Genomic DNA, 26,322 nt, shown 5'->3' on the forward strand with positions numbered 1-26,322 from the left:
TGCATTATACCCGATAAATATTCCAAGCGCTTTTTTGACAGTGCTTTATTCCGTTGTATAATTGCATCGTTAATTTCCTATGAAAGCTGACCTTAAGCAAATACAAGCACCCATTTCTTCCGAAATGGTGGAATTTGAGAAAAAATTCCGTGACTTTATGAAAAGTAAGGTCAAGCTATTGGATCATATTACCAATTACATCGTCAGACGTAAGGGGAAGCAGATGCGGCCTATGTTTGTGTTTTTGACGGCGGGAGTGTGTGGAGGAATTCAGGAATCCACCTATAGAGGTGCGGCTTTGATAGAACTGTTGCATACAGCTACTTTGGTACATGATGACGTGGTAGATGATGCCAACTATAGGAGAGGTTTTTTCTCGGTCAATGCCTTATGGAAAAATAAGATCGCCGTATTGGTAGGTGATTATTTGTTATCACGAGGATTGCTGCTTTCTGTGGACCATGGAGAGTTTGAATTACTTAGAATTGTTTCCCATGCAGTGAGAGAGATGTCAGAAGGGGAGTTGCTGCAAATTGCGAAAGCCCGCAAGCTGGATATCACTGAGGAAGTTTATTATACCATTATCCGTCAAAAAACCGCTAGTTTAATAGCCTCCTGCTGTGCCGTGGGTGCCTCTACTACCGGTGCATCGGAGGAAGTGATAGAGCGCATGCGTTTATTTGGTGAAAAAGTAGGGATGGCATTCCAAATCAAAGATGATTTGTTTGATTATGGAGAGGATGAAATCGGTAAGCCACTAGGAATTGATATCAAGGAAAAGAAGATGACTTTACCCTTGATATATGCTTTGAACCATGCGTCTTGGTTGGAGAAGAAGAAAATCATCTATCTTATCCGAAATAAAAACGAGGATAAAAAAGCTGTCAATCAAGTAATTGATTTTGTAAAGAAATCAGGTGGGATGGATTATGCTACGCAAGTGATGAATACTTACTTAGAAGAAGCCTTGGATTTATTGAAAGAGTTTCCTGAATCCGAATATAAAACATCATTGGAAGCATTGGTTCGTTACACAATAGAAAGGAAGAAATAGTTTTTTTTCATAAAGGTTTATCGTAAATTTATAGTCGATCAAACCTATTTTTCATGTCACACACAGATTCCCATAGGGCCGCCGCCCGTCTGTATACCAAATTAAAATACGGATGGGTCTGGGCTACCACCTCCTTTGCCGGTAACTTCATTCTGGCGATTATAACCACCTCATTATTCAGTAACCTTGGATATGGACAAGAGGTAAATTATGTCTTTTTCCTGGCAGTTTTGGCCGTGGGTCTTTGGGTAACCGAGGCTATTCCGCCTTTTGCAGTAGGTATATTTATTTTCACAGGGATTTTGTTGGGCTTTGGGACGGATTATATCTTGGAAGATGCCAAAAAGCCAGTAGAAATGTACCTTGGGACCTGGACCAGTAACGTGATTTGGTTGTTATTGGGAGGATTTTTTCTAGCAGAAGGGATGAGTATTGTGGGATTGGATCGCGATCTTTTTAAGATGACCATCAAGCGCTTCGGTACAGAGCCTAACCGCCTTTTATTAGGTTTGATGTTGATGACTGGAGTAGCCAGTATGGTGATGTCCAATACGGCTACAACAGCAATGATGATTTCATCCATTCTTCCGGTAGTCCGCATGTTAGGAAAAGACTCGCCTTATTCCAAAGCGCTTATGGTTGGGATTCCCGCAGCAGCTACACTGGGAGGTATGGGCACCATCATTGGAAGTACACCCAATGCAATTGCGGTAGGTGCGCTTCAAAAAGAGGGAATCAATATTACTTTTATCGATTGGATGATTTTTGGAATTCCTTTGGCATTTATCACCTTGTATCTGTTTTGGTGGTTTTTGAAAAAGACGCTCAAACTCGATGGAATCAAGCTGGATATGTCTGAAATCACCAAGTCCCGTCCTGATAATCGGCCAAAATTTGAAAAAAATGCGGTGATTTTCACGTTGATTGTGACAGTGACTGCTTGGTTAACCGAGCCTATTCATGGCCTGCCGATTGCAGCGACTTCGGCTATTCCGATCGTATTGTTGACCATGCTGCAAGTGGTACGGGCTGAAGATGTGCGTAAATTACCTTGGGATACCTTGATGTTGGTAGCGGGTGGTTTGGCTTTGGGTATTGCGATGGTGGATGTTGGCTTAACGGATATCATCATGAAAAGTATCTCCACGCTGCCTGTATCTGTTTTTGTGGTAGCCGCCATTTTTGCATTTGTTGGTGTATCTATCTCCAATATCATGAGTAATACAGCAGCGGCATCTATTCTTGTCCCCTTAGGGTTGGCATTACCAGGAATGTGGGGATTGGCTACACCACTGATAATTGCGATCAGTTGTTCCTGTGCATTATTACTTCCTGTGTCTACTCCTTCTAATGCCATCGCGTTTTCCACGGGCTTGGTAGAACAAAAAAGTTTCAGGCCTGGAGGGATTTTGATGATGTTTGTTGGGCCTGTTTTAGGGTTTGGATTGGTTCTAGTTTATGCCTTGATCTTTAAATAATCAAGAAAACCGCCATTGTAAAATTGTGATGCAATGGCGGTTTCATTTTTTATTCCTTTAATAGCTCCTGTACTAAAGCTTCATGTTCTTCGATCCAGCGCTCATAATATGTGCCTGTTCCGGGGCCGTTGAAGCCTGTATGGATTTTTCTGACTGTTCCCGATTTATCCAAGTAGATTAAAGTTGGAAACGCAATCACTCGATTGAGTGCTGGTAGAGCTTTAGAAGCTTCTTCTTTATTACTGCTGCCTGCGATGAGGAAAGTATAGTTTGCTTCCAGTCGTTCAATTGATTTTTTAACCCGCTCGCTTGCATAGGCAAAGTCGGCTTTGCTTTCAAAGGCCAATCCAATAATCTCAATTCCCTTATCTTTATTCCGCTCATACCAAGGAGCTAAAAAGCGAGTTTCATCCACGCAGTTTGGACACCAAGTACCAAATAATTGGATAAGTACTACTTTGTCCTGGAATTTGGGGTCATTGGAAGAAACCATCGTTCCGTTGACATCCGGAAATTCAAATTCTATGCGGTCATATCCTTCCTTAAGATAGTTCATGCTATAAGCATCGGGTAATTCAAAGGTGTCATTTCGCTCAGCAGAAAAGGTCTCTCTGTAGCGAGGCCCGCTTCTGAATATCCCTATTAATTCTCCAGCCTCCGATAAGGCAGCCTGAAATAAAAATGCATGACTTCCATCAAAGGTGCTTAGAAGCATTTCATTTCCCGAAACATTGCCTTCCAAAAATCTATAATCACCCAGAGGAGTAAGAAAGGTTCCGCTGATTCGATTGCCATTTTGCTCGAATAAACCGATCGCATCGTATCCATCTCCATCTGATTTGCTGAATCTAACCTTCCATCTGCCTGAAAAATCAACTGACGGTTCTGTACCTACAGGGAATCTGCTGTTAAAACCCTTAGATCCTAGTACAGTAATGAAGTAATCAGGCACAAAGTTTTTGATAAATCCTCCACTGATGGTATTCTCCTTTTCAAGTTTTAACTTAAGAATGCTATCAAAGACACCCATGGGAATGAAAATGGAGTCCTCTTTGATCAAGATGTCTTCAAAATGATGAATATCCCGATCATTTTTGATAAAAACCTCCCACTTTTCTCCACTTTCCTGAAAGGTAAGTTGAAATGGGATAGCATCTGGACTGATAACCAACTCCATACGCCAATCCCCGGATAGGTCTAAGCTTGATTCTTCGTTGGTTTGACAGCTGAAAAGAGCCCCAATCAGCAGTAAGGTTATAAACACATGATTTTTCATAGCAATTTGTAGTAAAACCGCCCAAAATTACTCCATTGCTGCCCAATCATCCTAGCAAACTAATAGGAATTATATGGAAGGTTTCTGCCACATTTCGTAAAAACTTCCCAAAAACTTCAAAAAAGTGGGAAATTCTCCCACTTTTCTCCCCATCTCCAAAATGTGTGTTTATTAGTTAGTTAAAAACCCTTGTTTTGATTGAAAAAATGCGTTTTTTTTGGATTTTTGACGCGTTTTTTTTAGCTTGACTAAAGGCCTCAAGCAACTGATACTCAAGTTAAATAATTGAGAATTTTTCGGAAAAAAATTGGGATATCTGAAACTTTTGAATAGTTTTATAAAAAAGTGGAGAAAAGTGGGGTAAAGTGGTGGATTGTGTAAAACCTTTTCTTACTTTTGTGATTACAGCAAACTCAAGATAAGCCCATGGGAATGTTCAACAGTAAGTATGATGTCAAGATCGACGCAAAAGGTCGTCTGGCATTGCCTGCCAAAATAAAGGCGGCAATTCCAGAGTCCAATGGCGCCGAACTCATCTTACGTTATGGTGACGATGGCTGTCTTGCGTTGTACACTCAAGTCAAGTTCAAAAAACTTTTGCACCAAGTTGAATCCCTTTCAGATAGAGATCCAATTCAGCGAAAAATTAAGAGGAGTTTTTTTGAAAGTATGGCTGAAGTGGAATTGGATAGTGCTGGTCGTATTTTAATTCCAAAGCCATTTTTACAATGGTCGGGAATAGATAAAGATGCTGTTGTTTGCGGCGTAAACGGATTGATTGAAATCTGGAGTCCTGGAAAATATCAAGACAATACCTTGGATCCTGCGGAGCTTTCCAAATTGATGGATCAATACCTCTCATAATTTAATAAATGACTATCAGAGATTATCATATCCCCGTAATGCTTACTCCTTGCATTGAAGGCTTGGCTATAGATCCGAATGGAATCTATGTAGACTTAACCTTTGGTGGAGGAGGCCATTCCAAGGAAATCTTGAAGAACTTGGATAGAGGGCATCTCTATGGTTTTGATCAAGATACGGACGCTGAGAAAAATGTACCGAATGACAGTCGGTTTACCTTTGTGCAGGCAAATTTCAGAGATTTCAAAAAGTATCTGAAGCTATATGGTGTGAAGCAAGTGGATGGTATTTTGGCCGATTTAGGGATCAGTTCCCATCAGATTGATGAGCCAAGTCGTGGGTTTTCGACCCGTTTTGACGGAGCCTTGGATATGCGCATGAGCAGTAATCTTGAACTTACAGCTGGAAAAGTATTGAATACCTACGAAGAAGGTCAATTACATAAAATTTTCGGGATTTACGGAGAGGTGAAAAATGCTAAAACGCTTGCACAGGCCGTAGTATCACGCAGAGCAATGAAGGCTTTTGATACGACAGCTGATTTCAAGGAGTTTTTGCAAAAGTTTGCCCCGAGAGGGAAGGAGTTTAAATACTTCGCACAAGTATTTCAGGCATTGAGAATTGAGGTAAACGATGAGATGGGTGCTTTGGAAGAGATGCTATTACAGACAGTGGAAGTGTTGAAGCCGGAGGGAAGATTGGTGATTATGAGTTATCATTCCTTGGAAGATCGCTTAGTTAAAAATTTCATTAATAAAGGAAAGTTTCAGGGAGAGTTGGAAAAGGATTTCTACGGGAATCCAATCAAGCCCTTGGACTCGGTAGTTCGCAAGGCTATCGTGGCAGATGCAGAAGAGATCGCTCGAAATAACCGTGCGAGAAGTGCCAAATTGAGAATTGCCAAAAAAAACTAAAATGACTGAGAATACTTTCAGAAAGCGAATCAAAGCGAATAGCAAATCAAAAGGCCCTCAAAAGAGTCTTTTCTCTCGTTTGGACGAAAAGCTGAATGTTACAGCCATTTTCGGAGAGGGCATTCCGGTAAAGTTTGTGCCTCCGATTTTGTACGCCGCTCTCATAGCAATGATTTATATCTGGAGCAATCACCGTTCTGAACGGATGATCAGGCAAATCGAGCGGGTGCAACTGGAAGTAGAGGATTTGAGGGCAGATGTCACTACGCTGGAAGCCGAATTTATGTACAGCAGTAAGCAATCAGAAGTAGCAAAAAAGATCCAGATTTTGGGAATAGAAGAAATTAAAGAACCACCATTTAAAATAATATCAAAAAAGTGAATATCAAAAGTTCTATAGTGTTACGCGTAAGAATCGCCTTCATCTTGGTGGCGATCTTTGCTATCGCTATTTTTTATAGAATTATGGTATTACAGGTGTCTGAGCGGGATGTTTGGGAAGCAAAAGCAGAGAATTTACACTATCAAATGAGACCTATCTCAGCCACGAGAGGTAATATCTATGCAGGTGACGGTAGTTTATTGGCTACAAGTTTGCCTTTTTACAGAGTTGCATTGGATCCCATGGTAGCCTCCGATGAAGTTTTCAAAGCAGGAATCGATACCCTTGCCAATAAGTTAGCTGCATTTTACAAAGACCAATCTGCGATAGCCTACAAGCGAATGATCAGTGATGCCCGCTCATCCAAGAAGCGTTACCTTATCCTCAATAGGACTCAGGTTGGGTATCAGGAGATGCAGGAGATGAGTTCTTGGCCGATTTTCAATAGAGGTAGAAATGGTGGAGGAGTATTGTTTGAAAAAGTAGAAAAACGTTATAGGCCCTTCAAGGATCTTGCCGGAAGGACAGTGGGCTTTGTTAATGAAGATGATTACGGAGCTGGGTTGGAATACAGTTTCAATGAATACCTTTCTGGGAAAAACGGAGAAGCATTGTTTCAGAGAATAGCAGGAGGTGTTTGGAAACCTGTATTCGATGCAGCAGATGTAAAGCCAGACGATGGATTTGATGTGATGACTACCTTGGATGTCAATATTCAGGATGTAGCCGAGTCAGCATTACTCCGTCAGTTAATTGCCAAAGATGCGGCATTTGGTTCGGTTATCGTTATGGAGGTAGCTACAGGGCATATAAAGGCCATTGCCAATTTGCAGAAAAATAAAAACGGGAGAGGATACGGAGAGAATTATAATTATGCCATTGGAGACCAAGGATTGACAGAGCCAGGATCTACATTCAAATTACTTTCCATGTTGGCTTTGTTGGAAGAAGGGAAAGTTGGTCTTTCTGACAAAGTAGATACAGGAGAAGGAGTGTACAAGTTTTACGATCGAAAAATGACCGATGCCAGAACAGGTGGATTCGGCGTATTGACTGTACAAGAGGTTTTTGAAAAGTCTTCCAATATTGGCGTATCCAAACTAGTAGAGCAGAATTTCGGTCATAATCCATCAAAGTTTGTCGGATACTTAGAAAAGGTAGGGTTGGATAAGTCAGTTGGGTTCCAATTGATCGGTGAAGGTGAACCGTATTTCAAAAAGCCTGGAAGCAAACTATGGTATGGCACTACCTTGCCTTGGATGTCTATAGGCTATGAAGCCAAATTGACACCTCTTCACACCTTGATGCTGTACAATGCGGTGGCCAATAATGGCACCATGGTCAAGCCCATCATTGTACAGGCTATCGCCAAAGGTGGTAAAGTGGATACAAAGTTTGAGACAGAGATTCTACGTAAAAAAATCGCATCCGACAAGACGATCAAGCAATTACAAGAACTGTTGGAAGGAGTGGTGACTAACGGAACGGCCAGAAATATCTATAGCAATGAGTATAAAATTGCTGGAAAAACAGGGACCGCTCAGAAATTGGTCGATGGAAGATATACCCAACGCTACTACACTTCTTTTGCAGGATATTTCCCAGCTGACAAGCCCAAGTATTCGGCCATTGTAGTGATTGATAGTCCGGTTGGTTTCAATGCTTATGGAGGAGATATTTCAGCCCCTGTGTTCAAGGAAATTGCTGACATGATTTTTTCTCAAGACATCGAGCTTAATCATAGAATTCCTTCTAAAATATTTAAAGCATCAGCAACCACATTTCCTGCCATCAAGACAGGTAAAGTGGACGAACTCCAAATGATCTGTAACAAATTTGGAATTTCAAATCATTTTCAGGGAAGTGCAGATGCTTGGGTGAGACCTGTTTCACAATCAAAATCCATTCAATGGCAGCAAAAAGCCAATACTGAAAAAACAGTGCCAGATGTGAGCGGAATGACATTGAGAGATGCATTGTATGTATTGGAAAATAAGGGTTTACGGGTTATTTATCAGGGTAAAGGCAAGGTAAAAGATCAGTCTATACCAGCTGGTGCACCAGTACAACAAAATAACATCATTAATTTGGTTTTGGGATAAATGAGAGTGCTGAAAGACATATTGTACAAAGTCTCCCTAGTATCTACTGTTGGAGATATGGAGCAGGTGATCGGGGAGATTCACTTTGATAGCCGTAAGGTGAAGCAAGGTGATCTATTTGTTGCCATACCAGGTACTCAGGTAGATGGGCACGACTTTATCCCTACAGCCATCGCTAATGGTGCGTCTTGCATCGTCTGCGAACAACTTCCATCAGAACAGTTGGATAAAGTTGCTTACATCCAGGTAGTCAATTCTCCTCGCGCTTTGGGGATCATGGCTTCCAATTATTACGAAAATCCATCTGAGAAGCTGAAGCTTGTGGCGGTGACCGGTACCAATGGTAAAACTAGCACCGTCACACTTCTTTTCCAGTTATTTATGGAGATGGGCTATCGCTCAGGGATGATTTCTACTGTAGAAAATCGCATCCACGACTCGATAGTGCCTTCTTCTCATACTACTCCTGATTCTCTACAATTGCAAGCACTATTGAAAAAAATGGTAGATGCAGGTTGTACGCATTGCTTTATGGAGGCGAGTTCTCATGCGATTGTGCAGGAAAGAATTGCAGGCCTTCACTTGGCAGGTGCAGTGTTTACCAATATCACTCATGATCACTTGGATTACCACGGCACTTTTGATGAGTATATTAAAGCTAAGAAAAAACTTTTTGATGAATTGGCTAAGGACGCATTTGCCTTGGTAAATGCAGATGATAAGCGGGGCATGGTGATGTTACAAAATTGTAAATCGACCCATCAAACATTCGCACTAAAATATCCTGCTGACTTCAAAGCCAAGGTACTGTCCAACACTCTTGAAGGGTTGGAACTGGATATCAACAATAAGCAGATTTGGTTTCGCATGATCGGTGAATTCAATGCTTACAATCTCTTGGGAGTGTATGGTACGGCAGTATTGTTGGGTGAAGATGAAGAAGAGGTGTTGATGCAATTGTCCAAAGTACGTGGTGCTCAAGGAAGATTTGATCAAATACATGTAGGTGGTGTTACTGCGATTGTAGACTATGCACATACACCAGATGCCTTGGAGAATGTCCTCAAAACTATCGCGGGTGTGCGCACCGGAGGGGAGCAGGTAATCACGGTTGTGGGTTGTGGTGGAAATCGTGACCGAAGCAAACGTCCTTTGATGGCAAAGATCGCTACACAATTAAGCGATCGAGTGATTTTGACTTCCGATAATCCACGGGATGAAGAGCCTGAGGCTATTCTGAAGGAAATGGAAGCTGGCGTCAATCCAGTGGACTTTAAAAAAACCATGACCATTGTGGACCGAAGAGAAGCGATCAAAACGGCCGGTATTCTAGCCAATGCAGGGGATATCATTTTGATTGCAGGAAAAGGACATGAAACCTATCAGGAAATTAAAGGGGTGAAATATCCTTTTGATGATCGCGCAGTAGCGCTTGAATTACTAGAACTATTGAAAAAAAATTGACATGTTGTATCCAATTTTTGAATACTTAGACCGAGTGCTTGATGTCCCTGGAACGGGAGTGTTCCGCTATATCTCTTTTAGAGCAGGTATGGCGGCACTCTTGTCTCTCATCATCACCATCACCTTCGGTAAAAACATCATCGATTGGATCAGAAGCAAGCAAATCGGTGAGACGGTTCGTGATCTTGGCTTGGAAGGACAAGCAGAGAAAAAAGGAACACCTACCATGGGAGGACTCATGATTATGGCAGGTATTATCATACCGACCTTGTTGTTTGCCAATATCAATAACATCTACATTATTCTTTTATTGGTAACCACTGTATGGTTGGGTGTAATTGGGTTCTTGGATGATTATATCAAGGTATTCAGAAGGAATAAAGAAGGCCTCAGAGGCCGGTTTAAAATTGCAGGACAAATCATCATCGGGATTATTGTAGGAGCTACCTTATATTTCCATGAAGGAGTTGTCGTGCGAGAATTCACCAATCCTGTGTCCATCGAAGAAGGTGTGGTAGAAACACCCGCTTACCGAGATGTTAAAGTTGCAAAAACAACCATTCCGTTCTTAAAAAATAACGAACTCAATTACGAAAATTTCCTTGGATTCTTAGGAGAAGGCGTTACGCCAATCCTCTATATTCTTTTGGTGATTTTCATCATTACTGCCGTGTCCAACGGTGCCAATATTACGGATGGCATCGATGGACTTGCAGCAGGTACTTCGGCAATTATTGGGCTAGCAATAGCCATTTTCGCCTACATCTCAGGTAATGCTATTTTCTCACAATACCTCAACATCTTCTTCATCCCGAATTCCGGGGAGTTGGTTATTTTCTGTGCGGCTTTTGTGGGTGCATGTGTGGGTTTCCTTTGGTACAATGCCTACCCAGCCCAAGTATTTATGGGAGATACCGGGAGCTTGATGTTGGGCGGAGTGATTGCAGTGTTGTCGTTGACCTTGAGGAAGGAGTTATTGCTACCGATTTTATGCGGGATTTTCGTGATTGAAAATGCCTCTGTAATTATTCAGGTGTCATACTTCAAATACACAAAAAAGAAATATGGTGAAGGTAGAAGAATCTTTTTGATGTCTCCGCTTCATCATCATTATCAAAAGAAAAATATTCATGAAGCTAAGATTGTGACGAGGTTCTGGATCATTGGAATTCTATTAGCCATTATCACACTCGCAACATTGAAATTACGATAAGATGCAACAAAGGATAGTCATAGTAGGTGCAGGCGAAAGCGGAATGGGAGCAGCAATGCTTGCCAAACAGCAGGGCTATGCCGTGTGGGTATCCGATGGTGGTTTTATCCGTGCAGATAGAAAAGAGCAGTTGAACCATGCTTCCATTGCTTTTGAAGAAGGGGGGCATTCAGCTGAACATGTTTTGGCAGCTGATCTAATTATCAAGAGTCCTGGGATTTCTCCTCAGGCGGAGATCATTCAAGCCGCAATTGCCAAAGGAATAGCAGTTATAGACGAGTTGGAATTTGCCAGCAGGTTTACGCAAGGAAAGGTGATCGCAATCACTGGAACCAACGGTAAGACTACTACCACTTTATTGACTTATCACCTCTTGAAAGAAGCAGGAATTGATGTGGGGTTGGCTGGAAACGTAGGTCAAAGTTGGGCAGGTCAATTAGCCGAAGGCAAAGATCATGCTTGGTGGGTGTTGGAGACGAGCAGTTTTCAGATAGATGGTTTTGTGACATTCAAGCCAAGTGTTGCGGTATTGACCAATATCACTCCGGATCATTTGGATCGCTATGCTTACGAGATTGATAATTACATACAGTCCAAGATGTCGCTTTTTGCGCGTATGCAGGCTTCAGATACTGCTATTATTTATGCAGCGGATGCATTGACCCAAAGAGGATTTTCTCTAAGTCAGGTCAATGCAAGTGTTCGGAAAGTGTCATTGGATTCCAAAGAAGGGATGGATGCGTATTTGGAAGGTGATGATACTATTCAAATACAAAATTGGTCGATTTCAGTTGCTGAACTTTCCATTCAAGGGAAGCACAATGTGCTCAATGCAATGATGGCGTTATTAGCGGCCAAAGCAGTTGGGGTTTCTGAGGTGAGTACTCGAAAAAGTATCCAAACATTCCAAAATGCTGCCCATCGAATGGAGCCTATCGGTAGCATCAATGGAGTGACTTTCATTAATGATAGTAAAGGTACCAATGTAGATGCCACTGCCTACGCTTTGGATAGCTTCAAAAGCCCTTTGGTATGGATAGCTGGGGGAGTGGACAAAGGAAATGATTACAGTGTACTCTATCCGATCATTGAAGGTAAAGTAAAAGCCTTGGTCTGTTTGGGAAAAGATAATTCAAAATTGAAGAAGGCATTTGGTGCACATATTTCACAGATACAGGAGACCGAAGATATGTGTGAGGCGGTCAAACTATCCATGGAATTAGCAGTGGCAGGAGATATTGTATTGCTTTCTCCAGCTTGTGCAAGTTTTGACCTCTTCAAAAATTATGAAGATAGAGGAAATCAGTTTAGAGAATCCGTACTGGCATTAGAAAGGGGGATGGTCGTATGAACGCACTGAAAGCATGGTTTGATAGAAATTTGAAAGGCGATCCAATCATTTGGTTCATCGTGATTCTACTTTCTATCCTCAGCATTCTGGTCGTGTACTCAGCGACAGGAACCTTAGCGCATAAAAGAGCGGGAGGGGATACCGAGAAATATTTATTCTCCCATGCGTTATATGTAGGTTTTGCGCTTTTCTTGATGTGGATAGCAAGTAATATAAAATATAAGTATTATGGTGGTCTCGGTAAGTTTTTGCTGATGCTATCTGTGCCTTTATTGCTTGTTACTTATTTCTTCGGCTCAGCTGTTAACGAAGCAAATCGATGGTTCCAAATACCTTGGACCAATATTGCTTTTCAACCATCAGATGTTGCAAAAATGGCTTTAATAGCCACATTGGCTTCTTTATTGGCCAAAAGACAGCGCAATATTGCCGATTTCAAGCAGTCCTTGATCCCCATGATTTTGGTGGTAGGTTTGATCTGTCTATTGATTGGGTTGGCCAATATGTCCACGGCAATCTTGTTGTTTTCAACTTGCTTGTTGCTGATGTTTATCGGAAGGGTGCCGTTGAAGCAAATCGCTCTTTTGTTGCTAGTAGGGGGTATTGCTCTTTCCGCAGCGATGATGTTGGGTCAGCGTGGTGGTACTTTCCAATCTAGGATAGCATCCTTCGCAAATAAGGAGGAAATTCCATATCAGGCTGAGCATTCTTTTATAGCCATTTCAACTGGTGGATTAACTGGAAAAGGTCCTGGCAAATCCGAGCAGCGCAATACCTTGCCTCACCCGTATTCTGATTTTATATATTCCATCATTGTGGAGGAATACGGATTGATTGGGGGAGTGGGTGTGCTGTTTTTATACCTGGCATTACTCTACCGTGGCATGCGCATCGTCGTATCGTCTACCAAACCATTTGGGGGATTGCTTTCTGCAGGTTTGAGCTTTGCATTGGTCTTGCAAGCCATGGTCAATATGGCGGTAGCGGTTGGTTTAGGACCAATTACAGGATTGCCTTTGCCCTTGTTGAGCATGGGAGGGACATCCTTATTTCTTACAGGATTTTCGATAGGAATTATTCTCAGTGTGAGTCGAGGTGATCATGAGGATCAACTGGATGCGGCACCGGATCAAAATAAACGAAGAAAAGCATTTCAGGCTGCCTAATGGATCAAGCAAAAGGAATATATCGCATCATGATAAGTGGAGGAGGTACCGGAGGGCACATCTATCCTGCTATTGCCATAGCGAATGCTTGGAAAGAACGCTTTCCAAGGACAGAGTTCCTATTTGTTGGTGCTGAAGGAAAGATGGAGATGGAAAAAGTACCTGAAGCAGGATATAGAATAGAAGGATTGAAAGTAGCAGGATTGCAGCGAAGCTTGAGCTTAAGCAATTTAAGCTTGCCATTCAAATTATTAAATAGCTTGAAAAAGGCAGGGCAATTGATTCAGGAATTTAAGCCGGATGCAGTTGTGGGAGTTGGAGGATATGCAAGTGCACCGGTATTGTATATGGCACAGCGTAAAAAAATCCCAACCCTTATTCAGGAGCAAAATTCCTACGCTGGTTTGACCAATAAGTTGCTGGCTAAAAAAGCATATAAAATCTGCGTGGCCTATCCGAATATGGAGCAGTTTTTCCCTAAAGATAAATTGGTCTTCACAGGAAATCCGGTTCGGAAGGATATTCTGAATTTGGATGGGAAAAAGGAGTTTGGCCTAGAAAAGTTTGGCCTAAGTGCCGATAGAAAAACCATCCTTGTGATTGGTGGAAGTTTAGGCGCACGCACGATCAATCAAGCGATGTTGGCAGATATGAAAGCTTTGGAGCATGCAGGCTATCAGGTATTGTGGCAAACAGGGAAGTTTTACTTCGAAGACATGCATGCACAAGTGCAGGCTGCTCAACTGAAACACATCCACCCGATGCAGTTTCTAAAGGAGATGGATTTGGCCTATGCAACGGCTGACCTGATTGTATCGAGAGCAGGTGCGTTATCTGTTTCAGAATTGAGTTTGGTGGGAAAAGCAGTAGTCTTTATCCCTTCTCCCAATGTGGCAGAAGACCATCAAACCAAAAATGCAATGGCTTTTGTACAGGCCCATGCTGCTGTCTTGCTGAAAGATGCAGAGGTAGTGGGGAATTTGAAAAACACGATTGATCAAATCCTGGGAAATCCTGCTCAGGTAGCGGAACTAGGTAAAAATATTCAAACGCTGGCGAAGCCGTCAGCAGCAGAAGAAATCATTGAAGCATTGGAATCAATTATTAAATGAACATACAAAGCATCCATAGGGTCCATTTCTTAGGTATCGGTGGTATCGGTATGAGCGCTATTGCCCGGTGGTTTAACCATTTGGGTAAGGTGGTGACCGGCTATGACCGTACGCCTTCTGCCTTGACGGATGCCTTGGAATTGGAGGGTATGGCTATCAGCTTTGATGATTCAGAAGCAGCAATCCCATCAGCAATCAAGGAGGATAAGGGATCATGCCTGATCGTGTGGACTCCAGCGATTCCAAAAGATGCTGTTCAGTTGAATTATTTTCTTTCCAAAGGATATGCATTGCATAAGCGTGCAGAGGTATTGGGTTTTATCACAGCAGGGATCCCTACTGTAGCAGTGGCAGGAACACATGGTAAGACGACAACTTCATCCATGGTGGCTCATTTGCTCAAAGTGGGAGGAGTGAATATATCAGCATTTTTAGGTGGATTGACCCAGAATTATCAGAGCAATCTGATTCTTCCGGATCAAGACCTTTCCGAGCCTGTGATAGTCGTGGAGGCCGATGAGTTTGACCGATCCTTCCTTCATCTGCATCCAAATACAGCGGTGTTGACAAGCGTAGATCCGGACCATTTGGATATCTACGGAGATGGTCAGGAAATGCTTCAAGGATTTAAATCTTTTGCGTCGTTGATTCCAGCAAACGGGAAATTGTATATCAGCGAAGGGGCTTCTCAAAAGTTGCCTTTAGCAGGTTTCAAGGTTCAGGATATTCTGGTATATGGACTTGGAAAAGTTGGGTATGCGGCCAGCAATATCAAGCCTTTGCCGGTATCCTTTGTATTTGACTATAGCAATCCTCAGACGGTTATTGAGGGCTTAGAATTGCATATGCCAGGCTATCACAATGTGGAAAATGCAGTAGCGGCCATTTCCATCGCCTTGGATTTTGGTATTTCAGAGGAAGCCGTAAGAGAAGGAATTGCTAGTTTCAGAGGGGTAAAGAGAAGATTTGAAATCTTGGTTCAAAAAGAAAACCAAGTATTTATAGATGATTATGCACACCATCCGGAGGAAATCAAAGCTTTCCTCGGTTCTGTGAAGGCGATGTATCCTCAGTACAAGTTGACGGCTGTATTTCAGCCACACTTGTTTTCGCGCACGCGTGATTTTGCCAAGGACTTTTCCAAAAGTCTTTCATTGGCGGACCATGTGGTTTTGCTGGATATCTATCCGGCAAGGGAACTTCCAATGGAAGGAGTGACATCAGCCATGTTATTGGACGATATTTTGTCCGATCAAAAAACCTTACAAACGAAGGAAAATCTGATTCCTTACTTGGAACAGCATAGACCGGAAGTGTTGGTGACAATTGGGGCGGGAGATATTGATCGATTAGTGGAGCCATTAACCAAATTTATGCAAGAAGGATGAGCACAGGCATGAAGAAAATATTGGTTTTTGCTTTTGCAGCTAGCTTACTAGTCGCTTCCATCGCCTTGGTAGAAAAGAAAGAGGCGCGAAAGAAGTTGGCGGGCTTGGAAATCAATATTCAGGGAGTAAGTGATGTGTATTTTGTGGGTGAGGAAGAAATCAGAGATTTAGTTTTGGGTGAATTTCCCAATCTGAGATCAGGCCTTGCCATGCAAGAAGTCAGTTTGTATGCGATTGAGAAGAAAGTTTCCAGTCATCCTTTTGTGAAAAATGCGGAGGTATTTACAGATGTGAAGGGGAATGTGACGATTGATATCCAACAGCATGTGCCGATTGCGAGAATTGTAAAACCTATGGAGGCTGATGCTTACATCTCTGATGAGGGGTTGGTATTGCCTACCTCTTCCAAACATACCACTCGGGTGCTTTTATTGTCTGGAAAATTTGCCGAGCAATTGACCCAAGAAGAGAATCTATTGGAGGCTTATCCTGCCATCATGAACTTGGTGAATTTCATCCAGGGTGATGATTTTTGGAGAGCGCAGATTCCTGAGATTGAGTTAGTCAAAGAAAAAGATATACGCTTGTATCAGCAAGTTGGACATCAAGTGATTGAGTTTGGTGATGCCAATGATTTGGAGGAGAAGTTCCATAAAATCACCCTGCTATATGAGCAAATTCTTCCCAAAAAAGGCTGGGATGCCTACAACAAATTGAATGTGAAATTTAAGAATCAGATAGTTTGTGAGTAAATGTTGATGCTATGGAAAACGATAAATTTATAGTTGGTTTAGACATCGGAACTACCAAGATATGCGCTGTGGTAGGCCGAAAGAATGAGTTTGGCAAGCTAGAAGTCTTGGGTATGGGCAAGGCTGTTTCCGATGGAGTCATCCGTGGGATAGTTACCAATATTGACAAAACTGTAAATGCTATTCAAAAGGCTGTTGCAGACGCGAGCGATATGGCGGAAGTCGATATCGGTAACGTGATCGTAGGGATTGCGGGACAGCATATCAAGAGCACCATTCACCATGGCAGCATTATCCGTGCAAACTACGATGAGGAAATTACTGTAGAGGATGTGCATAGGCTATCCAGCGATATGGAAAATATCGTCGTACCTCCTGGTAATAGCATCATCCATGTCATGCCTCAGGATTATACCGTGGACTACGAACCGGGTATCAAAGATCCTGTAGGAATGTCTGGATCCCGATTGGAGGCTGACTTTCACATCATCACTGCACAAACTACCGCTATCAATAATATCAATAGATGCGTCAGAAGAGCTGATTTGTATTCTAAAGAATTGATTTTAGAGCCATTGGCAAGTTCTTTGGCTGTTCTAAGCGATTTGGACAAGGAAGCAGGCGTATGCTTGGTTGATATAGGAGGCGGAACTACTGATATCGCTATTTTCCATGATGGCATTATCCGTCACACAGCTGTGATTCCTTTGGGTGGAAATATCATCACCACGGATATCAAGGAAGGCTGCATGGTTTTGCATAATCAGGCAGAGTTGTTAAAAACCAAATTTGGTAGAGCTATCCCAGAGGAAGCCAATCCAAATGAAATTGTTTCCATCCCAGGTTTGCGCAATAGACCACCGAAAGAGATCTCTATAAAAAACCTGGCAAGCATTATCCAAGCGCGTATGGAAGAGATCATCGAGTACGTTCAAAGCGAACTAGTAGCCAGTGGATACTATAAGAAATTGGCAGGTGGTATTGTATTGACTGGAGGAGGGTCTCAATTGCAGGGAGTGGCGCAGCTTTTTGAATACTTGACAGGCTTAGATACACGTATTGGTTACCCTAATGAACACTTAGGTAAATGCAAAGTAGAAGAAATCAAAAGTCCAATGTATGCAACTTCTGTTGGGCTAGTACTTGCTGGTTTCAAGTCTTTTGATGATCGGGAAGATTACTACAAGCAAAAACAAGGAGAAGATAAACGGTTAAATCAATCAGGTAGTAAAAAGGGGAAGCCTTCCACTCCATCGGGAAGTAATATCCTACTTACTATCAAAAATAAATTGAAAGACATTATTATCAGCGATATACCTGATAATAGTTACTAGGGCTTATCATATTGAGGGAGATGATAAGTAATACTTTTCATTTCCTTTTTCTTAAGCTGAAAAATGAAAATAGAAATATTCACCAACAAACACCATTAAATGTCAGATAACATGAAAGATTACAAATTTGATCTTCCTAAAAATCACAAATCAATTATCAAGGTAATTGGCGTAGGAGGAGGTGGTTCCAATGCAGTGAACCATATGTACAACCAAGGTATCAAGGATGTGGAATTCGTTGTAGTAAACACGGATGCTCAGGCCTTGAAAAGTAGCCCTGTTCCATTGAGACTTCAGCTGGGAGCCAACCTCACGGAAGGTTTGGGTGCAGGAGCAAATCCTGAAAAAGGTAAAAATGCAGCTTTAGAAAGCAAAGAAGATATTCGTGAGTTGCTTTCAGATAATACTAAGATGGTTTTCATTACCGCTGGTATGGGTGGTGGTACCGGTACGGGTGCTGCTCCGGTCATAGCTAAAATCGCCAAGGATATGGATATTCTGACGGTAGGAATTGTGACTGCGCCGTTTATGTTTGAAGGAAGGAAAAAAATGATCGCTGCACAGCAGGGAATTGAATCTCTTCGTGAAAACTGCGATACTGTATTGGTTATTTTGAACGACAAATTGAGAGAAATCTACGGAAATCTTGCCATCCGTTCGGCATTTGCGAAGGCTGATAACGTATTGACTACTGCCGCTAAATCCATTGCCGAAATCATCACGATCCATCAGGATGTAAACGTGGATTTCGAAGATGTGAAAACAGTTATGAAAGACGCAGGTGCTGCGGTAATGGGTTCTGCTACGGAGGAAGGCGAAGGCCGTGCTATTCGTTCGGCTGAAAAAGCAATAGCTTCTCCATTGTTGAACAATGTGGATATCAAAGGAGCGCAAAAGATTTTGCTTTCCATTATGTCTGGTGAAGATGATGAACTTTCTATGGACGAGTTAAGTGAAATCACTGAATACATTCAGGAAAGAGCTGGAGATGAAGCAGAAGTCATTTTTGGTCAAGGTATAGATCAAGACCTAGGTAAAGCTATTCGGGTAACAGTTATTGCTACTGGATTTGAAATGGATAAATTGACAACTGCGTCACCTGCCAAAAGCACTAAGCCTGTAGCAGAACAGGAGCCTGCCGATAATCAAAAGCCTGAGAGCTTCAAAGTGATTGATTTAGAGTCGGGAAAAGCAAAGCAAGTAGAGGAAGAAATTCAGCCTGTTGGGCAGATGCTTACACTTACGTTTGAAAAGCCCATTTTTACAGTAGCAAATGATGTAAAAAAGGAAGAAGAAGGCCCTATTCAGAAAGAAGAAGATGCCGAAGTCAACACTCCTAGTTATGAGTTTACTGAGCCTGAAATCAAAAAAGTAGACTTGGAACTTCCTAAAGCACCTGCTTATGAATATGAGGTTAAGCCAGTACATGAGCAGTCAAAAGTTGAGGCTAAAGTTAAAGAAGAAGAGCCTAAACCTTCCTATGGCAATGATTATTATGAAGAAATGAAGAAAAAGGCAATTCAAAGAGCACATGAGCGATTTGAAAAGCTGAAGAGCTTGAAAAACTATGGACAGAACCCTGAAGAATATAAAGAAAGTTTGGAGACTCCAGCTTATCTGCGGAAACAAGTAAAACTTTCTGATGTTCAGCATTCCTCTGAAAGGCAAGTATCTAGATTTAATTTAAGTGACGATAATGAAATCTTGAGAAACAATAAGTTTCTCCACGATAATGTTGATTGATTAGAAATCAATCAACATTTCCGCTTGGGACAGAAGTAATTCCATGTACAGCCTGTTGGTGAGCAGGTTATCTGACATATTTTCCTCAATCTTAGCTAGCTTTGGTTTGAGGGGAAGTACATGCATCCCCAAGTAATGGAAGATGTCGGTGAGGTGGCTCAATGCGATGCCACCCCCGCCAACTCCAGAGGATAATCCCACCAAAGCACATTTTTTATCACGGAAGTGGTTGGGATAATTCATGCCATCAATAAAGGTCTTCAATACGCCTGGAAAAGAGCCATTGTATTCGGGAACGATAAAAACAAATTTTTCACCTTCTTTCACCCGATCATGAAAGGCATTGAAAGCAGGATTTTTTCCATTGTTTTGATACAATGCAGAAAAAGCAAAATCATGCGGCAGCTCATTCAATTCCAAAATTTCTGACGATTCTCCTAGCTTCTGTAGGTTATTTTGATACATCAACGCTAACTGCTTGGATAGAGGATGAGGCCGATTGGTGCCTACAATGATTTTGATGATAGATTTTTCCATAGGATGAATACAAAGAAACGTTCAAAATGGTTTAAACATAAATGATTTTCTTATTTTGGAAAAAAATTCAAATACATGAGAGCAGAAGCCCAAATAGATTATTTAGAGCAAATAAATCATGCTACTAAATATATACAGGAAATTTACCAGAGTAATATAGATATAGGAATCATATTAGGTACGGGGTTGGGTCAGTTGATCCAAAATATACAGGTGGAACACGAGATTCCCTATGAAAATATCCCGTTCTTTCCGGTGTCTACTGTTGAAAGTCATAAAGGGAAATTAATTATTGGCCGCTTATCAGGCAAACAAGTCATCGCTATGCAAGGACGTTTTCATTATTATGAAGGCTACTCAATGAAAGAAGTGACTTTTCCTGTCCGCGTCTTGAAAATGTTAGGAGTAAATACAATGATTGTTTCTAATGCAGCAGGAGGCCTTGATCCAGTTTATTCTGTTGGTGATTTAATGATATTAAATGATCATATTGATCTATTTCCTGAAAATCCATTAAGAGGTAAGAATTTGGACACTTTAGGAGTTCGATTTCCTGATATGAGTGAGCCTTACAGTCATCGAATGATCGATATAGCAACAGCAGTTGCAAAGGAAGAGGCTATTCATGTCAATGTAGGTGTCTATGCAGCTGTTCAAGGCCCTAATCTAGAAACTAGGGCTGAATACAAGTATTTAAGAACTATTGGAGCGGATGCAGTTGGAATGAGTACGGTTCCTGAGGTTATTGTTGGCAGACATATGGAGATGGAGATTTTTGCAGTTTCAGCTATTACAGACTTATGTTCTCCAGGGAATATTAAAAAAGTATCCATTGCTGAAGTGCTTGCTGCAGCTGCAATTGCTGAGCCAAAATTATCTAAAGTAATAAGAGGGTTAGTAGAGCGATTATGAATTGATTCTAAGTTTAATAATACACATGAATGGATTAACAAATAATTTCCTAGCTTTCCAAATTATGAGTCGATGGCTAATTTTAACTTTTCTTGTAGTTACACATGCTCCTTTGCTTTTAGCCCAAAAGATTGAGCCTATATACACGCAGAAAGTTCAAGAACTGGTAAAAGATACCCGAGTCCAAGAGGCTTTTGCGTATATCCATGAGATTGATGCGCAGACCATAGTCGATATGATTACCTTGACGGAGATTGAATCTCCTTCTTTTCATGAGGCGGCCAAAGGGAAAGTGTTTATGGAGATGTTGCGTCAAGCAGGCGCAGATGAGGTGTGGACGGATGAAGTCGGAAATGTGATTGCTTTGAGAAAAGGAACAAACTCCTCCAAAACCATTTTGGTGGAGGGACACTTGGATACGGTTTTTCCATTTGGTACGGATGTGAGCGTTAAGCAAAGAGGTGATACGCTATTTGCACCAGGTATTTCGGATGCCAACCGTGCTTTAGCTGTGGTGGTGGCCTTGCTTAATACTATGCATGAGAAAGATATTCGAACTACCCATGATATTTGGTTTGCTGGTACGGTAGGGGAAGAAGGATTAGGTGATTTGTTGGGAATGAAGCATTTATTTAGAGAGGGAGCACATCCCTTGGCTGCACATATTGCCATCGATGGTGGCGCAGTGGAGGATATTGTTAATGCGGGAATAGGGTCTATCCGTTACAAAGTTACGTTTAAAGGACCTGGAGGACATTCTTATGGCGCCTTTGGTATTGGAAATCCTCATAATGCCTTGGCGAAAGCAGTGGCAGCATTTGTTCCTCAAGCCGATGCTTTTACCAAATCTGGCCCAAAGACTACTTACAGCGTCTCAGTTTTGGGAGGAGGGACTTCGGTCAATTCAATCCCTTACGAATCGTGGATGTTGGTTGATATGCGCTCCGAAAGTCAGGAACGCTTGCAAGGAATCAATCAGCTGTTTTTACAAGCCATGGAAGAAGGGTTGAAACAGGAAAATGAGATCATCCGCAGAGGAGCGCCTATAACACTCCAAGTGGAAAAAGTTGGAGATAGACCTTCTGGTACAGCAGACCCAAGTTCGGAACTCATCCAACAGGTCATGGCAGCCGCAAAATTCCTTTCTGGAAATGATCCGGTACTCAGTGCAGGTTCTACGAATGCGAATATTGCCTTTTCCAAGGGTGTTCCTGCCGTAACCATTGGGCGGGGTGGAATCGGAGGAGGTGTACATAGTCTGGATGAATTTTGGATCAATAAAGATGGATACTTGGCTATTCAGCATGCTTTGTTGTTGATTTTGATGCAGGGAGGATTTTAGTAGGCTCGCAGAAGGCGCCGAATACGCGGAAAATTTTGGAAGGAAGGTTGGCTGTGTCAGCTTTTCTTCATTTGGTTGAAATTGAGAAAGTTTACTGGTTTTGGTAATTCATAGATGCTTTTTTTTTGGTATTTTGGGTAACTATTTTAATTAGAATAGCTTAGAAGTGGCAGATGAAAAGTTAAAAATCTATAATCTCTCTTTTTGCCCAAAAAATCTGAAAGGTTTCATGAAGAAAAAAGGCTAAAATTTCCCTGTCAGTGAAATTACGAATGATATGACCGAAGGGTTAGGTATCCAAGGTTACCTCACCAAAATGCTGATATCCCCCGAAGGAAATTATGTAATTATTTCCTTTGGCTTGGATTGGCAGAGTTTTTTGAGGAATTATGTATTGTTATGAGTAATGAGTGCTGCCCCTTCAGGGCAGATTAAGTGAATTGGATACCTTTAGCCACGGGTCGAGACCCGTGGTTACTGTTTTGTTGCCCTTTCAGGGCAGGAGGTGGAACGGTTGAATCATAGTGAGTATATTGAATTATCTTTTCAGGGCAGAGTGAATGTTTGTAAAAATTGCAATCTTTTTAGGGCAGGGTTTTTGTACTTAGTTTAGTATTGAAGAGACCTTGCTTTCATCGGGTTCTAGGGTTAAAGATAGTAATTAGGATCTACCAATGGACTGTAAATCCCAAGTTGCTTTTCACTGAAATCCCAAAATTTGTTTCAGGTTTCCAAAACTTAGAAAACTAATCTATCGTGTATAAATCAATTTTAAGAAATTGTTTTTTAGGTAATTGATAATGGTATATGTATGATAAGACTAGTTGGAGCACTTGTGAGTGTCTTGTTGGCTTCTTCTTCGGTAGTTTGGGGTCAGACTTTTAAGCAAATTGCCAAAACCTCTGCTGCTGTAGAGCGGGCTTGGGCAAAAGGACAAACTGAAAAGGCACTAAAAAAATCCGAGGAGCTGTATGGGCAACGTAAGAGCTTTTTCTACAGCACCATGCATGACAGGTTAGTTAGGTTGATCCAACAAGATGAAAATCGGTATTGGTGGGATTATTTGGAAGCGCTATGGGAAAAGGCAGATGCCAATCAACAAGAAGCACTTGCACCGCTTTATTTATGGGGCAGGACTGTTGCAGCACAAGATGAAGAAGAATATGCCTTGATCAGGGAAGATTTGTTCAGGTTACAGGAAGAAAATTTCCATGAATACGGGAAGTTGGAACGCTACGCTCAATTGACACTTCAGGAGTTAGTAAAGAATAGTGCTGCATCTGAGGATTTCAAAAAGCAAGTTGTAGCAAACAATATTGCTCGGCTGCAAGCATATCCTTATCTAGTTGAAATACCGGAAGATCACTTGGAATACATAACGCGGGCTTCCAATCGCTTTCTACTTGCCTATGCATATGATTATCTGTTTTCACATATAGAGGAAAAAGAAGAATACCTAAGGAATGCAGCTGAATTTAGCCCAGATGAGTTGGATTTACTCAATACCTATAGTGCCTATCATGACGGTTTGCTATTAACAGGATTTAATCGGGTTCCTGTAGGTTTTAGGAGTAAGTATCATACCTATTTAGTAGAAAACAGCGGTGATAGGACCTCCATCGAATTATTGGCTGAATTTGCCTTCATACAGCCAACGGATGCTAATCTTAAAGCTTTGAAAGAAAGTTTTGTCAAGCAACATGGGGAAGAAGCATCATTTGAAACGTTTTGGAGGGAATTTATTACTAGCAAAGCTACAGACCTTCCACTGCTAAACATTCCTTTTGGAGATGAAGTATTGGAATTAGCTGCACCGAAAGATCATTGGACTTATATTTATGTTTGGGGAACTTGGTGTGTTCCATGTGTAAAAGATTTACCCAATTTTCAGCCTTTTTATGCTGATAACTTACTCAAGTCCACAAGTAATCTTAAAATATACACGCTATCCTATATGTCCCGGAACTTGGGAGGATTCATGAAAAAAAACGGATACACGTTTCCAGTCAGTGAAATCTCCAATGAAATGAAGGATACCTTGGGCATCTCAAAATACCCAACGAAAATGCTGATTACCCCAGAAGGAAAATTTATAGAATTGCCGATGGACCTGGATTGGCAGACTTCTTTGAGGAATTATGTGTTGCTTTAAGTAGCGAGTGCTACTGCTGCCCCTTCAGGGCAGACCAAGTGGATTGCTTACCTTTAGCCACGGGTCGAGACCCGTGGTTACTGTTGTTTTGCCCTTTCAGGGCAGGAGGGGGAAGGGTTGAATCAAAGTGTGTATCTTGTATTACCCTTTCAAGGCGGATTGAATTTGTCACTCATTGTTTATTTTTAGTAATGTTTCTATTAGTTGAATTATGGGTCTCTCAATTTCGGAAATATGAAGGGCCGATTGAGTAAAAGGGTATTCTAATCAAATCAATTCAGGGCTAAGAACCCTTGTAAAGGGTTCTACAATAGTAACCATGGGTTTTTAAAACCCGTGGTTCTGGAGAATGTATAATATTGGCCAAGCCTGAAGGGCTTGAACTAGCTCTCTGTGTGTGGTGAAGATTTTTAAATGATTGGGTTGAGATAGTGCTGCCCCTTCAGGGCAGATCAAGTGGATTGCTTACCTTTAGCCACGGGTCGAGACCCGTGGTTACTGTTGTGCTGCCCTTTCAGGGCAAGGAGGTGCATAGTGAGTATGTTGTATTGCTCTTTCAGGGAAGGAGGTGGAAGGGTTGAATCAAAGTGTGTATCTTGTATTACCCTTTCAAGGCGGATTGAATTTGTATCTCATTGTTTATTTTTAGTAAAGTTTCTATTAGTTGAATTATGGGTCTCTCAATTTCGGAAATATTTGAGTAAAAGGGTATTCTAATCAAATCAATTCAGGGCTAAGAACCCTTGGAAAGGGTTCTACAATAGTAACCATGGGTTTTTAAAACCCGTGGTTCTGGATAATGTGCAACATTGGCCAAGCCTGAAGGGCTTGTACTAGCTCTTTGTATGTGGCAAAATTTTTTTAGATAAGAGATGGGAGATATTGCTGCCCCTTCAGGGCAGGCCAAATGAGACTTTCGCTTGATTCATGGGTTGAGACCCATGGTTACTGTTTTGTTGCCCTTTCAGGGCAGGAGCAGGAAGGGTTAACTCATGTTGAGTATGTTTTATAGCCCTTAATGAATTTAAGTACTTATGTTCAGTTAGTTTTTAGGAGCTCAACAGCCTTTAGTTTATTTTAGATAAAAAATAGACCTATGAGTTCCTATCGACAAAACTTCTATCATATTATCATTGGAACAAAGTCCAGTGAGCGTGTAATCCCGGACAAATATTGTCTAGAATTACACAAGTATATCTGGGGGTTTACGAAAAATAAAAACTGTAAACTTTACCAAATCAATGGTACAGAAGATCATATTCATATTTTAACAGACATTCACCCAAGCATTAGTTTAGCGGATTTTATAAAAGGGTTAAAAAGAGCAGCAGGCGATTGGCTAAAAGAGCATCCAGAAGTTAGAAACTTCAAAGGGTGGCGGAGTGGATATGGTAGTTTTACTGTAAGCTTTAAGGAGAAGTCAGCTGTTATCCAATATATAAAAAATCAAAAGGCACATCATCGGAAGGAGTCCTTCTATGATGAATACAAAAAATTATTAGATGAGCATGGAGTTTCATTTGATGAAAAGTATATGTTGGGTGATTAAATGTACTATCTATTTTTAGTGCTGCCCCTTCAGGGCAGACCAAGTAAGACTTTCGCTTGATCCACGGGTCGAGACCTATGGTTACTGTTGTGTTGCCCTTTCAGGGCAGGAGGTGCATAGTGAGTATGTTGTATTGCTCTTTCAGGGAAGGAGGTGGAAGGGTTGAATCAAAGTGTGTATCTTGTATTACCCTTTCAAGGCAGAGTGAATCTTTGTAAAAATTGCAGTCTTTTCAGG

The 26,322-nt window shown here is 41.5% G+C and carries 21 protein-coding genes; 19 read left to right on the plus strand and 2 right to left on the minus strand.

The window, feature by feature from the left end; translation table 11 throughout:
- The first annotated feature begins 79 nt into the window (after positions 1-79).
- Both IE080_RS06605 and IE080_RS06610 read left to right on the plus strand, forming a co-directional pair.
- On the plus strand, positions 80-1,054 hold the full coding sequence (locus IE080_RS06605) for a polyprenyl synthetase family protein (RefSeq protein WP_189579700.1): 975 nt from the start codon (positions 80-82) through the stop codon (positions 1,052-1,054).
- A 53-nt stretch (positions 1,055-1,107) separates the two neighbouring features.
- A complete protein-coding gene (locus tag IE080_RS06610; RefSeq protein ID WP_189579702.1) occupies positions 1,108-2,532 on the plus strand; it encodes an SLC13 family permease in 1,425 nt (474 codons plus the stop codon).
- A gap of 49 nt (positions 2,533-2,581) precedes the next feature.
- On the opposite strand, the gene IE080_RS06615 is transcribed toward IE080_RS06610, so the two are convergent.
- The gene (locus IE080_RS06615; protein ID WP_189579704.1) at positions 2,582-3,808 is read right to left on the minus strand and encodes a peroxiredoxin family protein; all 1,227 of its coding nucleotides are present in this window, start codon (positions 3,806-3,808) and stop codon (positions 2,582-2,584) included.
- A 432-nt stretch (positions 3,809-4,240) separates the two neighbouring features.
- Between IE080_RS06615 and mraZ the strand changes: the two genes are divergently transcribed.
- The 13 genes from mraZ to ftsZ all read left to right on the plus strand — a co-directional run bounded on the left by mraZ (position 4,241) and on the right by ftsZ (position 19,593).
- Complete coding sequence (gene mraZ, locus IE080_RS06620) at positions 4,241-4,672, plus strand: division/cell wall cluster transcriptional repressor MraZ (protein WP_308428152.1); 432 nt, start codon at positions 4,241-4,243, stop codon at positions 4,670-4,672.
- An 8-nt stretch (positions 4,673-4,680) separates the two neighbouring features.
- Positions 4,681-5,586, plus strand: coding sequence for a 16S rRNA (cytosine(1402)-N(4))-methyltransferase RsmH (gene rsmH / locus IE080_RS06625; RefSeq protein ID WP_189579707.1), 906 nt, complete (start codon positions 4,681-4,683; stop codon positions 5,584-5,586).
- Between the two features lies 1 nt (position 5,587).
- Entirely contained in the window at positions 5,588-5,968 is a 381-nt protein-coding gene (locus IE080_RS06630) for an FtsL-like putative cell division protein (RefSeq protein ID WP_189579709.1), read from the plus strand.
- Positions 5,965-8,070 (plus strand): PASTA domain-containing penicillin-binding protein, encoded by a 2,106-nt coding sequence (locus IE080_RS06635; protein ID WP_189579711.1) that lies wholly within the window; start codon positions 5,965-5,967, stop codon positions 8,068-8,070. The genes IE080_RS06630 and IE080_RS06635 overlap by 4 nt, the downstream gene beginning before the upstream one ends.
- A complete protein-coding gene (locus tag IE080_RS06640; protein WP_189579713.1) occupies positions 8,071-9,534 on the plus strand; it encodes a UDP-N-acetylmuramoyl-L-alanyl-D-glutamate--2,6-diaminopimelate ligase in 1,464 nt (487 codons plus the stop codon).
- A 1-nt stretch (position 9,535) separates the two neighbouring features.
- Positions 9,536-10,747, plus strand: coding sequence for a phospho-N-acetylmuramoyl-pentapeptide-transferase (gene mraY / locus IE080_RS06645; RefSeq protein ID WP_189579715.1), 1,212 nt, complete (start codon positions 9,536-9,538; stop codon positions 10,745-10,747).
- Position 10,748: 1 nt separating this feature from the next.
- Positions 10,749-12,098, plus strand: a complete 1,350-nt coding sequence (murD, locus tag IE080_RS06650) for a UDP-N-acetylmuramoyl-L-alanine--D-glutamate ligase (protein WP_189579717.1) — start codon at positions 10,749-10,751, stop codon at positions 12,096-12,098.
- A complete protein-coding gene (locus IE080_RS06655; RefSeq protein ID WP_189579719.1) occupies positions 12,095-13,264 on the plus strand; it encodes an FtsW/RodA/SpoVE family cell cycle protein in 1,170 nt (389 codons plus the stop codon). Before murD ends, IE080_RS06655 begins: the two co-directional genes overlap by 4 nt.
- A complete protein-coding gene (murG, locus tag IE080_RS06660; RefSeq protein WP_373295121.1) occupies positions 13,264-14,376 on the plus strand; it encodes an undecaprenyldiphospho-muramoylpentapeptide beta-N-acetylglucosaminyltransferase in 1,113 nt (370 codons plus the stop codon). Before IE080_RS06655 ends, murG begins: the two co-directional genes overlap by 1 nt.
- The gene (murC, locus tag IE080_RS06665; protein ID WP_189579721.1) at positions 14,373-15,764 is read left to right on the plus strand and encodes a UDP-N-acetylmuramate--L-alanine ligase; all 1,392 of its coding nucleotides are present in this window, start codon (positions 14,373-14,375) and stop codon (positions 15,762-15,764) included. The genes murG and murC overlap by 4 nt, the downstream gene beginning before the upstream one ends.
- An 8-nt stretch (positions 15,765-15,772) precedes the next feature.
- Positions 15,773-16,516: a cell division protein FtsQ/DivIB gene (locus tag IE080_RS06670; protein ID WP_229800529.1), complete on the plus strand. Its 744-nt coding sequence runs from the start codon at positions 15,773-15,775 to the stop codon at positions 16,514-16,516.
- A gap of 11 nt (positions 16,517-16,527) precedes the next feature.
- The gene (gene ftsA, locus IE080_RS06675) at positions 16,528-17,850 is read left to right on the plus strand and encodes a cell division protein FtsA (RefSeq protein WP_189579725.1); all 1,323 of its coding nucleotides are present in this window, start codon (positions 16,528-16,530) and stop codon (positions 17,848-17,850) included.
- A 111-nt stretch (positions 17,851-17,961) separates the two neighbouring features.
- Positions 17,962-19,593 (plus strand): cell division protein FtsZ, encoded by a 1,632-nt coding sequence (ftsZ, locus tag IE080_RS06680; protein WP_189579727.1) that lies wholly within the window; start codon positions 17,962-17,964, stop codon positions 19,591-19,593.
- Here the strand turns inward: ftsZ and IE080_RS06685 are convergent, their stop codons facing one another.
- Positions 19,594-20,118 (minus strand): NADPH-dependent FMN reductase, encoded by a 525-nt coding sequence (locus IE080_RS06685; protein WP_189579785.1) that lies wholly within the window; start codon positions 20,116-20,118, stop codon positions 19,594-19,596.
- 87 nt (positions 20,119-20,205) lie between these two features.
- On the opposite strand from IE080_RS06685, the gene IE080_RS06690 reads away from it, so the two are divergent.
- The 4 genes from IE080_RS06690 (at position 20,206) to tnpA (ending at position 26,085) form a co-directional block, all read left to right on the plus strand.
- Positions 20,206-21,042 (plus strand): purine-nucleoside phosphorylase, encoded by an 837-nt coding sequence (locus tag IE080_RS06690; RefSeq protein ID WP_189579729.1) that lies wholly within the window; start codon positions 20,206-20,208, stop codon positions 21,040-21,042.
- A 64-nt stretch (positions 21,043-21,106) separates the two neighbouring features.
- Entirely contained in the window at positions 21,107-22,384 is a 1,278-nt protein-coding gene (locus IE080_RS06695; protein ID WP_189579731.1) for a M20/M25/M40 family metallo-hydrolase, read from the plus strand.
- Between the two features lie 811 nt (positions 22,385-23,195).
- Positions 23,196-24,536, plus strand: a complete 1,341-nt coding sequence (locus IE080_RS06700) for a TlpA family protein disulfide reductase (RefSeq protein ID WP_189579733.1) — start codon at positions 23,196-23,198, stop codon at positions 24,534-24,536.
- A gap of 1,096 nt (positions 24,537-25,632) precedes the next feature.
- Positions 25,633-26,085 carry an IS200/IS605 family transposase gene (gene tnpA / locus IE080_RS06705; protein ID WP_189579735.1) on the plus strand — a complete coding sequence of 151 codons (453 nt, stop codon included), beginning with the start codon at positions 25,633-25,635 and terminating at the stop codon, positions 26,083-26,085.
- The last annotated feature ends 237 nt before the right edge of the window (positions 26,086-26,322 follow it).

Origin of the sequence: Mongoliitalea lutea (assembly GCF_014652135.1) — a bacterium.
Lineage (GTDB): Bacteria > Bacteroidota > Bacteroidia > Cytophagales > Cyclobacteriaceae > Mongoliitalea > Mongoliitalea lutea.

Excerpts from the sequence above, each read along its gene's own strand:
- murG (WP_373295121.1), top strand. The coding sequence starts at position 13,264 with ATGGATCAAGCAAAAGGAATATATCGCATCATGATAAGTGGAGGAGGT.
- IE080_RS06695 (WP_189579731.1), top strand. The coding sequence starts at position 21,107 with ATGAGTCGATGGCTAATTTTAACTTTTCTTGTAGTTACACATGCTCCT.
- IE080_RS06700 (WP_189579733.1), top strand. The coding sequence starts at position 23,196 with ATGATAAGACTAGTTGGAGCACTTGTGAGTGTCTTGTTGGCTTCTTCT.
- IE080_RS06610 (WP_189579702.1), top strand. The coding sequence starts at position 1,108 with ATGTCACACACAGATTCCCATAGGGCCGCCGCCCGTCTGTATACCAAA.
- mraY (WP_189579715.1), top strand. The coding sequence starts at position 9,536 with ATGTTGTATCCAATTTTTGAATACTTAGACCGAGTGCTTGATGTCCCT.
- IE080_RS06655 (WP_189579719.1), top strand. The coding sequence starts at position 12,095 with ATGAACGCACTGAAAGCATGGTTTGATAGAAATTTGAAAGGCGATCCA.
- murC (WP_189579721.1), top strand. The coding sequence starts at position 14,373 with ATGAACATACAAAGCATCCATAGGGTCCATTTCTTAGGTATCGGTGGT.
- IE080_RS06670 (WP_229800529.1), top strand. The coding sequence starts at position 15,773 with ATGAAGAAAATATTGGTTTTTGCTTTTGCAGCTAGCTTACTAGTCGCT.
- tnpA (WP_189579735.1), top strand. The coding sequence starts at position 25,633 with ATGAGTTCCTATCGACAAAACTTCTATCATATTATCATTGGAACAAAG.
- rsmH (WP_189579707.1), top strand. The coding sequence starts at position 4,681 with ATGACTATCAGAGATTATCATATCCCCGTAATGCTTACTCCTTGCATT.
- IE080_RS06630 (WP_189579709.1), top strand. The coding sequence starts at position 5,588 with ATGACTGAGAATACTTTCAGAAAGCGAATCAAAGCGAATAGCAAATCA.
- IE080_RS06615 (WP_189579704.1), bottom strand. The coding sequence starts at position 3,808 with ATGAAAAATCATGTGTTTATAACCTTACTGCTGATTGGGGCTCTTTTC.
- murD (WP_189579717.1), top strand. The coding sequence starts at position 10,749 with ATGCAACAAAGGATAGTCATAGTAGGTGCAGGCGAAAGCGGAATGGGA.
- IE080_RS06640 (WP_189579713.1), top strand. The coding sequence starts at position 8,071 with ATGAGAGTGCTGAAAGACATATTGTACAAAGTCTCCCTAGTATCTACT.
- ftsZ (WP_189579727.1), top strand. The coding sequence starts at position 17,962 with ATGAAAGATTACAAATTTGATCTTCCTAAAAATCACAAATCAATTATC.
- mraZ (WP_308428152.1), top strand. The coding sequence starts at position 4,241 with ATGTTCAACAGTAAGTATGATGTCAAGATCGACGCAAAAGGTCGTCTG.
- IE080_RS06605 (WP_189579700.1), top strand. The coding sequence starts at position 80 with ATGAAAGCTGACCTTAAGCAAATACAAGCACCCATTTCTTCCGAAATG.
- IE080_RS06690 (WP_189579729.1), top strand. The coding sequence starts at position 20,206 with ATGAGAGCAGAAGCCCAAATAGATTATTTAGAGCAAATAAATCATGCT.
- ftsA (WP_189579725.1), top strand. The coding sequence starts at position 16,528 with ATGGAAAACGATAAATTTATAGTTGGTTTAGACATCGGAACTACCAAG.